Origin of the sequence: Sphingopyxis sp. PET50 (genome assembly GCF_025244705.1) — a bacterium.
GTDB lineage: Bacteria > Pseudomonadota > Alphaproteobacteria > Sphingomonadales > Sphingomonadaceae > Sphingopyxis.
The window spans coordinates 534,619-548,687 of the sequence record NZ_CP104207.1 but is presented as its reverse complement, the minus strand read 5'-3'; the positions used below and the strand labels follow the sequence as shown (position 1 = coordinate 548,687).

At 65.7% G+C, this 14,069-nt stretch carries 9 protein-coding genes and 3 pseudogenes; 2 read left to right on the top strand and 10 right to left on the bottom strand.

Annotated elements, in window-relative coordinates; all coding sequences use genetic code 11:
* Positions 1-21: 21 nt before the first annotated feature.
* Positions 22-1,410 carry a DEAD/DEAH box helicase gene (locus N0A20_RS02860; RefSeq protein ID WP_260582516.1) on the bottom strand — a complete coding sequence of 463 codons (1,389 nt, stop codon included), beginning with the start codon at positions 1,408-1,410 and terminating at the stop codon, positions 22-24.
* 430 nt (positions 1,411-1,840) lie between these two features.
* On the opposite strand from N0A20_RS02860, the gene N0A20_RS02855 reads away from it, so the two are divergent.
* Positions 1,841-3,628, top strand: a complete 1,788-nt coding sequence (locus N0A20_RS02855; protein ID WP_260582515.1) for a di-heme-cytochrome C peroxidase — start codon at positions 1,841-1,843, stop codon at positions 3,626-3,628.
* Positions 3,629-3,831: 203 nt separating this feature from the next.
* A complete protein-coding gene (locus tag N0A20_RS02850) occupies positions 3,832-5,304 on the top strand; it encodes a glycerol kinase (RefSeq protein WP_260582514.1) in 1,473 nt (490 codons plus the stop codon).
* A gap of 9 nt (positions 5,305-5,313) precedes the next feature.
* On the opposite strand, the gene rpmE is transcribed toward N0A20_RS02850, so the two are convergent.
* From rpmE to frr, 9 genes and pseudogenes are all read right to left on the bottom strand, one after another.
* Positions 5,314-5,541: a 50S ribosomal protein L31 gene (rpmE, locus tag N0A20_RS02845; protein WP_058814783.1), complete on the bottom strand. Its 228-nt coding sequence runs from the start codon at positions 5,539-5,541 to the stop codon at positions 5,314-5,316.
* A 219-nt stretch (positions 5,542-5,760) separates the two neighbouring features.
* A pseudogene (fabZ, locus tag N0A20_RS02840) lies at positions 5,761-6,158 on the bottom strand (3-hydroxyacyl-ACP dehydratase FabZ).
* The gene (locus tag N0A20_RS02835; RefSeq protein WP_260582513.1) at positions 6,092-6,874 is read right to left on the bottom strand and encodes an OmpH family outer membrane protein; all 783 of its coding nucleotides are present in this window, start codon (positions 6,872-6,874) and stop codon (positions 6,092-6,094) included. Before N0A20_RS02835 ends, fabZ begins: the two are co-directional and overlap by 67 nt.
* A gap of 60 nt (positions 6,875-6,934) precedes the next feature.
* Positions 6,935-9,619 (bottom strand): outer membrane protein assembly factor BamA, encoded by a 2,685-nt coding sequence (gene bamA, locus N0A20_RS02830; RefSeq protein ID WP_260582512.1) that lies wholly within the window; start codon positions 9,617-9,619, stop codon positions 6,935-6,937.
* A 71-nt stretch (positions 9,620-9,690) separates the two neighbouring features.
* Positions 9,691-10,821 carry an RIP metalloprotease RseP gene (rseP, locus tag N0A20_RS02825; RefSeq protein ID WP_260582511.1) on the bottom strand — a complete coding sequence of 377 codons (1,131 nt, stop codon included), beginning with the start codon at positions 10,819-10,821 and terminating at the stop codon, positions 9,691-9,693.
* A pseudogene (locus N0A20_RS02820) lies at positions 10,814-11,978 on the bottom strand (1-deoxy-D-xylulose-5-phosphate reductoisomerase). The gene rseP and the pseudogene N0A20_RS02820 overlap by 8 nt, the downstream one beginning before the upstream one ends.
* Before the next feature lies 1 nt (position 11,979).
* Positions 11,980-12,654 carry a phosphatidate cytidylyltransferase gene (locus N0A20_RS02815; RefSeq protein WP_260582510.1) on the bottom strand — a complete coding sequence of 225 codons (675 nt, stop codon included), beginning with the start codon at positions 12,652-12,654 and terminating at the stop codon, positions 11,980-11,982.
* Positions 12,655-12,657: 3 nt separating this feature from the next.
* Positions 12,658-13,302, bottom strand: coding sequence for a polyprenyl diphosphate synthase (gene uppS / locus N0A20_RS02810; RefSeq protein ID WP_409574763.1), 645 nt, complete (start codon positions 13,300-13,302; stop codon positions 12,658-12,660).
* Between the two features lie 204 nt (positions 13,303-13,506).
* A pseudogene (gene frr / locus N0A20_RS02805) lies at positions 13,507-14,062 on the bottom strand (ribosome recycling factor).
* Positions 14,063-14,069: the final 7 nt, after the last annotated feature.

The following is a 14,069-nucleotide window of genomic DNA, read 5'->3' as shown; positions in this document are numbered from 1 at the left end:
AACGAGCGAGCACGCCTTCCGTCAACCGACGCGCTTGACCGCGCCCTTGTGCGCACCGACCTTGCCGCCGCGCGGGCGGAAGCGGCGCTTGCGCTGCGGCTGGCCGTCGGCGCCCGCACCTTCGCGGCGCGGACCACGGTCGCCGCGCGGCTGGTTGCCGCGATTGCCCTCGCCGCGCCCGGCGAACGCCTCGTCGCGCTGGCGCTGCGGGTTGCGGCCCTTGCTGCCGGTATCGCGCGGCGGCTGCGCGGGCTTGGGCAGGTTGCGCACCAGCTCGTTGAAATTCTCGGGCAGCGGCATCGCTTCGGACTTGCTCCGCGTGACGCGCTCGATATCGCGCATATACGGCCGCTCGTCGGGAGCGATGAAGCTGATCGCCTTGCCCTCGGCGCCGGCGCGCGCGGTGCGGCCGATGCGGTGGACATATTGTTCGGGCACGTTCGGGATCTCGAAGTTGATGACGTGCGAAACGCCCGACACGTCGATGCCGCGCGCGGCGATGTCGGTCGCGACGAGCAGCTTGATCTCGCCCGAGCGGAAGGCCTGCAGCGCATGTGTGCGCTGCGACTGGCTCTTGTTGCCATGGATCGCCATCGCCTTGATCCCCGCGCCCGCGAGGTGGCGCACGACGCGGTCGGCGCCGTGCTTGGTGCGGGTGAAGATCAGGGCGCGGTCGATATCCTCGCTGGCGATCACCGAATGGAGCAGCGCCTGCTTTTCCTTCTGCTCGACGTAGGTCGAGAACTGGCGGATTTTTTCGACGGTCGTCGCCTGCGGCGTCACCGACACGGTGACCGGATCCTCGAGGAACTGCTCGGCGAGGTGCGCGATCTCCTTCGGCATCGTCGCCGAGAAGAAAAGGTTCTGACGGCGCGAGGGCAGCAGCTTGGCGATGCGGCGCAGCGAGTGGATGAAGCCCATGTCCATCATCTGGTCGGCTTCGTCGAGGACGAAGATTTCGACATCGTCGAGGCGCAGCGCACGCTGGTCGATCAGGTCGAGCAGGCGGCCCGGGGTGGCGACGAGGATTTCGACACCCTGCGCAAGGTCGCGGATCTGCTTGTTGATCGGCACGCCGCCGAAAACGGTCGAGACGCGCAGCTTGGTGAAGCGCCCGTAGTCGCGGCAGCTCTGCGCGATCTGCGCCGCGAGTTCGCGCGTCGGTGCCAGCACGAGCATCCGGCAGCTGCGCGGATTGGTGTGGTGCGGATGGGTGATCAGATGGTGAATCGAGGGCAGCGCAAAGCCTGCGGTCTTGCCGGTGCCGGTCTGCGCGATGCCGCACAGGTCGCGGCCCTTCATCAGCGGCGGGATCGCCTGCGTCTGGATCGGGGTCGGAACGGTATAATCCTTGGCGGCAAGCGCGCGATTGATGTCGGCATGCAGGCCAAAGTCGTTGAAACTGGTCATATATTACTCACAATGGGCGACGCGCACAGCGTCCGTTCGTATCGAACGGACGGCGCACGGCCGCGGGTTCGAAACGACCCGCGTGAAAGGGTGCCTCTGGGGACAAAGCGCGCTTCCGGCTCGTCCCGCGCCTGAAACGGGCGGGAAAATCACGCTACCGGTGGTTGCGGCGGGTGATCCCGCCATGCTGCGTTGCACAACATATGGCATGGATGGCGCGGATTTGCAAGGCTCCCGCGTCAGGGGCCACCGCTTAACGGGCGGCTTACCCTGTCCTTGCCTTGACTCGCGCGCGCGATCGGCGCTTATTTGCCGCCTTCTCTATTCGTCGCCGATCCCCGTTTCGCGGATCGGATGAAACCTGTGGGGCGCACAGTTCGCGGGTTTGGCGGCAACGATCGCCAACGGCGCGGCGGACAGGGAGACGATGATGACCGACATATTGCCCGCCACCGGAAGGCGCGGAGCCGCGTTGCTCGCCACAGCCATGGGCGCCACCCTGCTGCTCGGCGCCTGCATGACGAAAGGCGACAAAGGCCCGCTGACGCAAGGCTGGACGCGCGCCGAACAGCTCGCATGGTACCACGGCGACCAGGGATCGCGGCTGATCCCGCACGCCTGGTTGATGGCGCTCGAGGAAAAAGGATCGCAGGCGAAATTCTTCACCTTCGACCGCATGGCGGCACTGGGCTATCTGCCGCCCGATGCCGACGACAGCGATGGCCTGAAATATGGCCTGCCGATCGGCTTTGCGCTCAACACACGCGGCGACGACGGACTGATCCGTTCGCGGCTGCGCTGGAAGAGCGGCCAGGGCGCGAAGGAACCGTGGGTCGGCATGAACTGCGCCGCGTGCCACACCAACGAGATCCGCCACGGCGACGCGGTGGTGCGGGTCGAGGGCGGCCCCGGCATGACCGATTTCCAGACCTTCATCGAGGAACTCGACCTCGCCGCCGAGGCGACGCTTGCCGATCCGGCGAAGTTCGACCGCTTCGCCGCCGCGGTACTCGGTGCGGGGGCGGCCCGCGACAAGGACCTTCTGCGCGGCGCGCTGAAGAATTTCGTGGCGTGGGAGGCGCAGGTCAAGGCGCTCAACGATCCGCCCGACCGGCCGACCTCGCGCTATGGCCATGGGCGGCTCGACGCGGTGGGGCATATTTTGAACAAGGTGGCGCTGATCAACCAGGCCCAGGATCCGTTCACCGGCGCCGCCGACGCGCCCGTCAGCTATCCCTTTTTGTGGAACATTGCCCAGCACGACAAGGTGCAGTGGAACGGCTTCGCACCGAACCGGAAGTTCAAGCTGCCAAGCGGCGATATCGTCGACGTCGGCGGGCTGGGCCGCAACACCGGCGAGGTGATCGGGGTGTTCGGCGATGTCAATATCAGCACGCCCTATCCCGGGCTCGATGGCTATGCGTCGAGCGTCAACGTGACCAACCTCGACGCGATGGAGGTGCAGGTCGCCAAGCTCTTGCCTCCCGCCTGGCCCGGGAGCTTTCCCAAGCCCGACGCGGCCCTGGCCGAACGCGGCAGAATATTGTTCGCGGAAGAATGCGTGTCGTGCCACGCGATATTGGCGCCCGACGATCTGGACACCGATATCAAGGCGGTGCTGACCCCGATCTGGGCCGGACCGCGGCCGGTCGGCACCGATCCATGGATGGCGTGCAACACGATGACGATCCGCAACCGCACCGGCAATCTGAAGGACGTGCCCGAGGGATATTTCGGCAGCGGGCCGAAATATGGCGCGGTCGGCAGTTCGCGCCAGATGCTGGTGACATCGGTAGCGGGGTCGCTGTCGGGCAAGAAGCTGGAGCTCGCCGAAGTGTTCGCGAAGGCCGGGCTCGGCCTGCCGCGGCGGATCGATTTCTCGCTCGTCGCGCCGGGTTCCGAAACGGCGCAGAAAACCGCGGCACAGCGGCTCGCGATCTGCATGGCGGAGATGAACGATCCCCTGCTCGTCTACAAGGCGCGGCCATTGAACGGCATCTGGGCGACCGCACCCTATCTGCACAACGGGTCGGTGCGGTCGCTCTACGAATTGTTGTTGCCGCCAGCACAGCGCGCCGCGAGCTTCACGGTGGGCTCGAAACAATTCGACCCGGTCAAGGTCGGCTTTGTCGACGCCACTGGCTCGGCAAGCTTCCGTTTCAGCACCACCGACACGCAGGGCAGGCCGATCCCCGGCAATTCCAACATGCGGCCATGATTATGGCAATGCGCGGCTGACGCATGAGGACCGGCTGGCGCTGGTCGAATATATGAAGGGGCTTTGAGCGCGGCCTTCCCGTCCCGGCAATCCTCCCGCGTCGATCCGGCTGCCCTGCGCTTGTCGAAGCGCCGTCCTTCCTTCATCTAGGGTGAAAGAGAAGAACGGCGCGTCGCCGGGCACAAGCGGATGGGGAGCTCTCAGTGACCGAACGGATCATCGTCATCGACGAAGGCACGACCTCGACGCGCGCGATGCTGTTTGCCGCCGACGGCAAGCCGCTGGGCAGCGCGCAGCGCGAGTTCCGGCAGCATTATCCGGGGCCGGGACTGGTCGAGCATGATGCCGCCGAAATCTGGGAGGCAACGCTCGCCTGCACCCGGACGATGATCGACGAGGCGGGCGGCGCTAGCCGCATCGCCGCGATCGGGATCACCAACCAGCGCGAGACGGCTGTATTCTGGGACCGAACGACCGGCGAGCCTTTGGCTCCTGCGATCGTGTGGCAGGACCGCCGCTCCGCAGCCGATTGCGCGGCGCTCAAGGAAGCAGGGCACGAAGCCACGGTGCAGGCGAAGACCGGTCTGCTGCTCGACCCCTATTTTTCGGGAACCAAGATCGGCTGGGCCCTCAAGAACTGGCCGCAATTGCGCGAGGCGGGCGAACGGCTGGCGGTCGGGACGGTCGAATCCTATCTGATCTTCCGCCTGACCGGCGGCGTGCATGTCAGCGATGCGAGCAATGCGTCGCGGACCTTGCTGATGGATATCAACAGCGCGGGCGGTTGGGATGCCGGGCTGTGCGACCTGCTCGGCGTGCCGACAAGCCTGCTACCCGAGATCACCGGTTGCACGACCAACGTCGGCGCCACCGACCCCGCGCTGTTCGGCGGCGCGATCCCGATCAGCGGCATGGCCGGCGACCAGCAGGCGGCGACCATCGGACAGGCCTGCCTGGCGCCAGGGCAGACCAAGGCGACCTTCGGCACCGGCGCCTTCATCCTGTCGGCGAGCGGCCCGACGCGGCCGGTGTCGAACAATCGCCTGCTTGCGACGGTTCTGGTGCAGGAGGGCGAGCGGCGCAGCTATGCGCTCGAGGGATCGGTGTTCGTCGCAGGCAGCCTGATCAAATGGCTGCGCGACGGGCTGGGCCTGCTCGCGAGCGCGGGCGAGAGCGAGGGGCTGGCGCGCTCGGTCGTGGACAATGGCGGCGTCTATCTGGTCCCCGCCCTCGCCGGGCTGGGTGCGCCGCACTGGCGGCCCGATGCGCTGGCGGCGCTATCGGGCCTCAGCTTCGCGAGCACGAAGGCGCATGTCGCACGCGCGGCTCTGGAGGCGCAGGCCTATCAGGCGCACAACCTCAAATCGGCCTTCGCCGCCGACGGCGTCGACTGGGCCGATCTGCGCATCGACGGCGGGATGGCCGCGAACGACTGGATGGCGCAGGACCTGGCCGACATGCTAGACCTGACCGTCGAACGGCCCGATTTCATCGAGAGTACCGCGCTCGGTGCCGCCATGCTCGCCGCGACCGGGGCCGGGCTCTACTCCGACCTCGCAAGTGCCGCCAAGGCGATGCGCGGCACCGCGACGCGCTTCGTCCCCGCGCTCGATGCCGAAAAACGCAAAACGCGCCTTGCCGGGTGGCAAAGCGCGCTTGCTAAAGTTCTCGGCTGATGCCGGGGATCAGCGCTTGAGGGTAAGCCCGCCAAAGCGCTTGTTGAACTTCGCGACCTGGCCGCCCGCGTCGAGCATCCGGCCGGTGCCGCCGGTCCACGCCGGGTGCGCGGTGGGGTCGATTTCGAGCGTCATCACGTCGCCCTCTTTGCCCCAGGTCGAGCGCGTCTGATATTCGGTGCCATCGGTCATCTTGACCGTGATCATGTGATAGTCGGGATGCGTGTCTTTTTTCATGTCTCTGGCTCCTGTGCCGCTGGTTTCCGACCAGCAGCTGAGTCGATGCGTCCGGGGACGCGAAGCGGCGTCCCCTAACGGCGAACGGCCGATTTGGCAAGTAGTGGCGTTTATTTCCGGCTAACGCCGGAAGCGGCACCAGCCCGCTCCCCCACCCGGCCTCCCCAACGATAGTAACCTAGGGAGGCCGGGTGGGGGAGCGGGCTGGTGCCGCCTGAATTAGTCGCTCGGCGGGTCGGCGATCATCGCGGTGAACTGGCATTCGGTCGCCAGTTGGTCGCCCAGCATCGCACGCCCCTCAAACTTGCAGATATTGCGCTTCGCCTGAAGGATGGTGACGTGGAGGTCGAGCAGGCAGCCGGGTTCGACCGGCTTCCGGAACTTCACGCCGTCGATCCCCATGAAATAGACGAGCTTGCCGGTGCTCGGCGAGGCCGAGCGATTCGATCGCCAGCACGCCGCCGGCCTGCGCCAGCGCCTCGACGATGAGGACGCCGGGCATGATCGGCTAGGCCGGGGAAATGGCCCTGGAAAAAGGGCTCGTTCATCGTCACCGCCTTGATCGCGTGGATCGAGGTGTCCGGCACCATCGAAACCACCCGGTCGACGAGCAGCATCGGATAACGATGCGGCAGCAGCGACAGGATCCGGCGGATATCCGCGGGCCCCTTGGCGCCGTCCGTATTTTCCCCGTCCGCCACGATCTTAGCGGGTGGTCGGCGCGCTGCTTGGCCGGGGCGGGAGCCGCGGCGCCCGGCTGCGCGGCGCGGGCGGCGTCCATCAGCTGCTGGTTGCGCTGCTGGACGAGCTGGCCCGGCTGGTAGTCGGCCGGAACCGCGATCGACACGGCAGGCAGGATCTTGTTGAGCTCGGCAACGACGGCATCGGTGATGTCGACATTGTTTTCGCGCGCCAGCACCGCATCGGGGTTGAGCAGCAGATCGACCTTGCGCGCGGTCATCGCGGCCTTGATCGCCTCGTTCATGCGGACGCTGATCTGGTCCTCGACATAGGCGATGGCGAGGTCGACGGGCGCGCCGATCTGGGCGAGCTCGGTCTGTGCGGCCTGGCGCTTGTCCTGCACCGCCTTCGCCGCGGCCTGGAGCGCGGTCTGGTTCTGCGGGGTCTTTTTCGACTCTTCATTATATTTGGCGATCAGGACATTAATCTCGGCCTGCAGCGTCTGGCCGCGGGTGTTCTGCTGGTCGATCTGCGCCTTGTAGGTGGTCTCGATCTGCTGCGTGGCCGTGGTGAAGGCGGTCGAGCGGGCGGCGGCGACGCGGACGTCGGCGACGGCAACGCCCTTGGCCTGAGCAAAGGCTCGGCGCCGCAACCATGGGCGAAACCGACAGGGTGGCGATCGCCAGTGCCGATGCGACAAGAAGTTTTTTCATTAGAATTGGGTTCCTACGTTGAATGAGAAGCGTTTGGTGTCATCGCCCTCTTCTTTGCGAAGGGCGTAAGCGAAGTCGATCCGGAAGGGACCGAAAGGAGAGTTCCAGTTGACGCCCGCGCCGATCGACACGCGCGGCATCCAGGTGTCGCCATAGAAGCGTTCCTCGAACGGCGACAGCGACGAGAAGCCCTCCGGACAAGCGGTATATTGGGCGCCGACCGGCAGACCGTCTTCACCGACCGGCCGGGTCGCGAACTGCTGCGTGCCGGTGGTGGCGTTGCGGCACAGGTTCTTGGTCAGATTGTCGAGCGGATCCTTGAAGTTCGCGAGCGTCGTCAGCGTCGGGCGCTTGACGCTGAACACCGAACCGACGTCGAGGAAGACCGATGGCCGCAGCCCCAGTTCCTTGGCGCCGGTACCGAGCGGAATGTCGACCTCAAGCCGTCCCTGATAATAGGCGCGCCCGCCGAGCGCGTCATCGATCAGGTTCCGGCGGCTCGCCAGGCTGGCGTCAAGAATCGGATTGGCCGGATCGGTCAGATCGACATTGCTGAAGCGGATCACACGCGGGCCGATGCCGCGAATGTCGAAGCCGCGCATCTGCGGTTCGCCAAGCTGGAAACGGTCGGTCAGCCGGACCTTGTCGCTCGTCGGGGTCGGGCGTCCGCCGAACGGATAGATATAGCCACCCTCGGCCGAGACATTGAGGATGAAGCGGCTGCCGAGGTTGAAGTGCTTGCTGCCCGTCAGACGGGTGCGGACATATTTGACGCTGCCGCCGAGACCCGCGAAATCCTGGCTGATCGACAGCGCCTGCCCGCGCGTCGGGCGGATGCGATTGTCGCGGTCGTCATAAGCGAGGGTGAAGCCGAGCAGCGACGTCGTGCGGTTGCCGATCGCGTCGCACAGATAGCGCCCAGCGATCAGCGGATCGCACTGGTCGCCGAAATAATAGAGCGACCGGTCGAGCGTCACATCGTCGAAGTTCAGGCTGTAGCGCCCGAACGCCGACAGATATTCGGTCAACGGCACGCCGACCGTCACCTGCGCGCCGGTGGTGACCTGCTGGAAGGTCGTGCGGCGGTCGTTGTTGATGAAGTTGAACGAATTGAGGTCGCGGCGATAGATGCTGCCGCCGATCGAGATATTGCGGTCGAACAGATAGGGTTCGGTGAAGCCGAGTTCGACCGACTTCGAATAGCTCGAATAATTGACCGACGCCTGCAATTGCTGGCCGAGGCCGCGGAAGTTGCGCTGGCGCACCGAGGCCTGGAGCAGGAAATTCTCGATCGACGAGAAACCCGCCGACAGCGACAGTTCGCCGGTCGGCTTTTCCTCGACATTGGTTTCCAGGATGATGCGGTCGGGAGCGCTGCCTTCCTTGCGCTCGATTTCCAGATTTTCCTGGAAATAGCCGAGGCTGTTGATGCGGTTCTCGGTACGCTTGACCGCAAAGCTGTTGAAGGCGTCGCCCTCGTTCAGGCGAAATTCGCGGCGGACGACCTTGTCCTGCGTCAGCGTGTTGCCGTTGACGTCGATGCGCTCGACATAGGTCCGCGGGCTTTCGGCAACGTTGAAGGTGATCGCCATCGTCCGCGTTTCGGGGTCGCGGCGGAATTCGGGGTTGATGTCGGCAAAGGCATAGCCGAACAGGCCCGCCGTCTCGCTCAGGCTTTCGACCGTATCTTCGACCTGCTTGGCGTCGTACCAGTCGCCTTCCTTCATCGGCAGCAGGGTCTTGAGCGTTTCGGGACGAAAATCGCGCAGTTCGCTTTCGACGCCGACCTTGCCGAATTTATAACGCTCGCCTTCCTCCACCACATAAGTGATGATGAAGTCCTGCTTGTTGCTGGTCAGCTCGGCGACCGCCGAAATGACGCGGAAATCGGCATAGCCGTTGGTCAGGTAGAACAGCCGCAGCTTCTGCTGGTCATAGGCGAGGCGATCGGGATCGTAGCTGGTGTTCGACGACAGGATCGTCAGCAGCCCCGATTCCTTGGTCGCCATCTCGTCCTTCAGGTCACCGTCGCTGAACTTCTCGTTGCCGATGATGTTGATCTGGCGGACCTTCGACTTGGGTCCCTCGTTGATCTCGAACACCACGTCGACGCGGTTCTGGTCGAGCGACACCATCTTGGGTTCGACGGTCGCGGCGAAGCGACCCTGGCGCTTGTAGAGTTCGATGATGCGCGCGACGTCGGCGCGGACCTTGGAACGGGTGAAGATCTGGCGCGGCGCGAGCTTGATCTCGGGCCGGATCTTGTCTTCCTTGAGCCGCTTGTTGCCTTCGAGGATGACGCGGTTGATCACCGGGTTTTCGGCGACCTGGATCGTCAGCGCGCCGTCGTCGTCGCTGATCTGGAAATCCTTGAACAACTCCGTCGCGGCCAGATCCTTGAGCGCCTGATCGAGCATAGCGCGATTATATTCCTGCCCGACCCGCAGGCGGAGGTAGGACAGGATCGTCTGCCCTTCGAGCCGCTGGTTGCCGGTGACGGTGATCGAGCGGATCGTCGCTGCGGCCGGAGCGGCCTCGGCAGCGGGAACCGGGACGGTCGGCGCGGCGACGACCGGGGGCTGCACGCCCTGAGCGAAGGCGGGGCTGGCAAGCATCGTCCCTGCCATGAGCAAAGCCGCCAGCCGCGTCCGCGCCGAAAATGTCTGTGAAGCCACGCTGTTCATCCCGCAAAAATAACCCAAAAGCGACGAACCCGCTTGCCCACGGGTTGGCGCGCTCTCCTGCACGAGTCCGCTTATCCAATCAAGCGCGCGATCCCGTCCCACAGCCCGAATGAGGCCAAATCATTGAAAGTCACGACCAGCATGAGCATGACGATCGCCGCGAAGCCGAATCGAAAGGCCCATTCCTGCGCCGCAGGGGGCGCCGGACGCCGCCGGATCGCCTCATAGCCGTAGAAAAGCAGATGTCCTCCATCGAGCATGGGCAATGGCAACAGGTTGATGAACCCCAGATTGATGGAGATGAGCGCGATCAGGAAGATCAGCGAATCCGGGCCGAGCGTCGCGGCTTCGCCCGAAACCTTGGCAATCTTGAGCGGGCCGCTGAGGTCCTTGATCGAGCGGTTGCCGGTGAGGAGCTGCCCGAGAACCTCGACCGTCTGGCGCACGATCTGTGCGGTCTGGCGAAAGGCCACAAGCGGCGCCTCGGCCAGCGGCACTGTCTCGAACACGCGCTTTCCCGGCGCGATGCCGATGACCGCACGTTCGGTCACATTGCCGAAATCGTCCTTTTCCTTAATCGGCCGCGGCGTCATGCGAAGCGTGTGCTGCTGCCCTCCGCGTTCGATCCGGACGTCCATCGTCTCGCCCGGCCGGTGCGCGACCGCCATCGGGATGTCGGTGAACACCTCCATCATGCGCCCGTCGACCGACAGGATGCGGTCGCCGCCGCGAAGGCCCGCGGCGTCGGCGGCCGAACCCTTTATCACCGCGCCGACGACCGCAGGCGTCGTGGGCGTCCCGACAAAGGCCGCGAAGCCGGCGAGGATCAGGATCGCGAACAGGAAATTGGTCACCGGTCCGGCGGCGACGATCAGCGCGCGTTTCCACACCGGTTGCGCGGGAAAGGTGTGCGAGCGCTCTTCGGAAGGCAGCGACTGCCATTCGGCGTCGGGCTGGCTGACCGCATCGCGGTCGCCCGCGAACTGGACGTAGCCGCCGAGCGGCAGCCAGCCGATCTTCCATTCGGTACCGCGCCTGTCGGTCCAGCCGAGGATCTTGCGCCCGAAGCCGATCGAAAAGGTGTCCGCCTTCACCCCGCACCAGCGGCCGACGATATAATGTCCGTATTCGTGGACGAACACGAGCGGCCCGAGCACGAGCAGAAAGGCGACGACATAGAGCCAATAAGGCACGCTAGACATGTTCGAGCTGATCCACAAAATGCTGCGCGGCCGCGCGGGATGCGGCATCGACGCTGAATATGTCGTGAAGCGATGCCGGCACCGGCGGTGCCTCGGTATCGAGCACGCGCTTCACGGTATCGACGATCGCGGGAAAGGAAATGCGCCCGGCGAGGAAGGCGGCCACCGCAACCTCGTTCGCGGCGTTGAGCTGCGCCGGGCGCGCGCCGCCCTCGGCAATCGCGGCGCGGCAGAGCGCGGTAGCCGGGAAGCGGGCCTCGTCCGGCGCTTCGAAATCGAGGCGCGCGATGCCGGCAAGATCGAGCGGCGCGCAGGGTGTCGCCATGCGATCGGGCCAGGCGAGCGCACTGCCGATGGGAATCCGCATGTCGGGCGATCCGAGCTGCGCCAACGTCGAGCAGTCGATAAATTCGACCAGGCTGTGGACCACCGACTGCGGATGGACGAGGATTTCGATGCGGTCGAGCCCGACCGGGAACAGATGATGCGCCTCGATCAGTTCGAGACCCTTGTTCATCATCGTCGCCGAATCGACGCTGATCTTGGCACCCATCGACCAGTTGGGATGCGCGACCGCCTGCGCCGGGGTGACGCGCGCCATCGCCTCGGCCTCCATCGTGCGGAACGGCCCGCCGCTGGCGGTCAGGATGATGCGGCGCACCTGCTCGATGCGCCCGCCCGCGAGACACTGAAAGATCGCATTATGCTCGCTGTCGACCGGCAGGATGGTGGCGCCCGATTTGCGCGCCGCGGCGATCATCAGCTCGCCCGCTGAAACCAGCGATTCCTTGTTGGCCAGCGCGACATTGCATCCTGCCTCCAGCGCCGCCATCGTCGGGGCCAGCCCCGCGGTGCCGACGATCGACGCAAGGACCAGATCGGCCGGAGAGGCCGCGGCTTCGACCAGCGCCTCCGCGCCGCATGGCCACACCGATGTTCGTCCCGGCCAGCGCTACCTTGAGCTCCTCGTAACGCGCCTCGTCGGCAATCACGACGAGATCGGGGCGAAACTCCAATGCCAGCCGCGCCAGTTCGGCGACGTCGCTGTTCGCGGTGAGCACACCGACCTGCCATGCCTCGCCGTCGCGGCGCACGAGATCGAGGGCCGATTGCCCGACCGATCCCGTCGCACCGAACAGCGAGAGGCGGCGTGTCATCTCAGTGCGCCACCCGCACCGCGAGCGTCCCGGCCAGCGCGAGACCGCCGAGGATCAGCGCCACGGGCAGCAGCCCGTCGACGCGGTCGAAGACGCCGCCGTGGCCGGGGATCAGCTTGCCCGAATCCTTGACGCCGGCGCGGCGCTTCATCCAGCTTTCGCCGAGGTCGCCGAGCTGGGCAATCAGGCCCATGACGAGGCCGATCCACAAAGGCACGCCGACGATGCCCGCGCGGTCGCCGAGCGCCGCGCCCGCAATCAATGCCGCGATCATGCCGCCGAACAGCCCCGACCAGGTTTTCGACGGGCTGATCCGGGGCGCGAGCCGCGCGCCGCCGAAGGCGCGCCCGGCGAAATAGGCGCCGATGTCGGTCGCCCATACCATCGCGAACACCCACAGGGCCGCGGTCATCCCGAGCGTGTCGCGGATGAACCACAACCCGCCGACCGCGCCGATCGTCAGCACCGGCCCCAAGACGAGGAGCGCCGCCCTGGCTCCCCCGCCGAGCGTCATCGCGCGCACCAGCGCGAACCATTCGACGAGCAACAGCGCGGCGCCGAAGAGGAGCAGCAACGCGAAAGCGATGCCGCCGAACCAGAGCGCCGCGCCCGCGATCGCCACCAGCACGATCGCCGATCCGACGCGCACCATCAGGTCCGATTTGCCTGCCGCCATAGCTTAGAGTCCCCCATAGCGGCGTTCGCGCCGCGCAAATTGGTCGAGCGCCGCCTGCAGATCGGCGGGCTTGAAATCTGGCCACAACTGGTCGGTGAAATAGAGCTCGGCATAGGCCGACTGCCAGAGCAGGAAGTTCGATAGCCGCACCTCGCCCGAGGTGCGGATGAGCAGGTCAAGTGGCGGCATGCCGACGGTGTCGAGATGCGCCTCGATCGCCTCGGCGGTGATCGCGCCTTCAGCGGCGGCGGCGGTCGCCGCCCGCACGAGTTCGTCCTGTGCGCCATAGTTGAGCGCGACCGCGAGCGTGGTGCGCTTGTTGCCAGCCGTGCGTTCGAGCGCGTTGTCGATCAGCGCGACGACATCGGGCGCGAGTGCGCGCCAATTGCCGATGACCTTCAGCTTCACGTCGTTTGCGGCGAATTCGTCGAGGTCGGAGAGGATGAAGCGCTTCATCAGCCCCATCAGATCGGAAATTTCTTCCTCGGGCCGTTTCCAATTCTCCGACGAGAAGGCGTAGAGCGTCAGTGCCTCCAGCCCCATGTCGCCCGCCGCGCGGACGATGGTGCGCACCGCTTCGACGCCCGCCTTGTGCCCGGCGACGCGGGGGAGCAGCCGCTTCTTCGCCCAGCGGCCATTGCCGTCCATGATGATCGCGACATGGCGCGCGGCTTGGCGATGGTCAGACACGCGTCAAACCAAACAAAACCCATTCCCCGAGCGAAGACGAGGGGCCCCGCCGAGCGAAGTCGAGGTGCGCGCAGGGCATGGTTTCTCGCTTCGCTCGAAAGAGCCCCTCGTCTTCGCTCGGGGAATCGGCACTATTGGGGAACAGCGGATCGCGAACAGGCACTAACCCAGGATTTCCTTTTCCTTGGCCGCAGCCGCCGCATCGATCTCGGCGATCGTCGCGTCGGTCAGCTTCTGGACCTCGGTTTCGGCGCGCTTGCGCTCGTCCTCGCTGATTTCCTTCTTGTTCTCATCGGTCTTGAGATTGTCCATGCCGTCGCGGCGGACGTTCCGCACCGCGACGCGCGCCTTTTCTGCATATTGGCCGCACGAGCTTCGACAGCTCCTTGCGGCGCTCCTGCGTCATTTCGGGGATCGGCAGGCGCAAAGTCTGGCCGTCGACGATCGGGTTGAGGCCGAGGCCCGCCGAGCGGATCGCTTTGTCGACCGGGCCGACGTTCGACTTGTCCCACACCTGCACCGACAGCATGCGCGGTTCGGGGGCGCTGACCGAGGCGACCTGGTTGAGCGGCATGTGACTGCCATAGACCTCGACCGTCACCGGATCGAGCAGCGCGCTGTGCGCGCGGCCGGTGCGCAGGCCCGCGAGGTCGCTCTTCAGCGATTCGACCGCACCGTGCATCCGGCGCTCGAGATCGGCCTTGTCATATTTCGCCATCGTCTTA

Bases quoted from the DNA above. Each gene is read 5' to 3' on its own strand.
- N0A20_RS02860 (WP_260582516.1), bottom strand. From the start codon at position 1,410: ATGACCAGTTTCAACGACTTTGGCCTGCATGCCGACATCAATCGCGCG.
- N0A20_RS02855 (WP_260582515.1), top strand. From the start codon at position 1,841: ATGACCGACATATTGCCCGCCACCGGAAGGCGCGGAGCCGCGTTGCTC.
- rpmE (WP_058814783.1), bottom strand. From the start codon at position 5,541: ATGAAAAAAGACACGCATCCCGACTATCACATGATCACGGTCAAGATG.
- bamA (WP_260582512.1), bottom strand. From the start codon at position 9,619: ATGAACAGCGTGGCTTCACAGACATTTTCGGCGCGGACGCGGCTGGCG.
- rseP (WP_260582511.1), bottom strand. From the start codon at position 10,821: ATGTCTAGCGTGCCTTATTGGCTCTATGTCGTCGCCTTTCTGCTCGTG.
- N0A20_RS02815 (WP_260582510.1), bottom strand. From the start codon at position 12,654: ATGGCGGCAGGCAAATCGGACCTGATGGTGCGCGTCGGATCGGCGATC.
- uppS (WP_409574763.1), bottom strand. From the start codon at position 13,302: ATGGACGGCAATGGCCGCTGGGCGAAGAAGCGGCTGCTCCCCCGCGTC.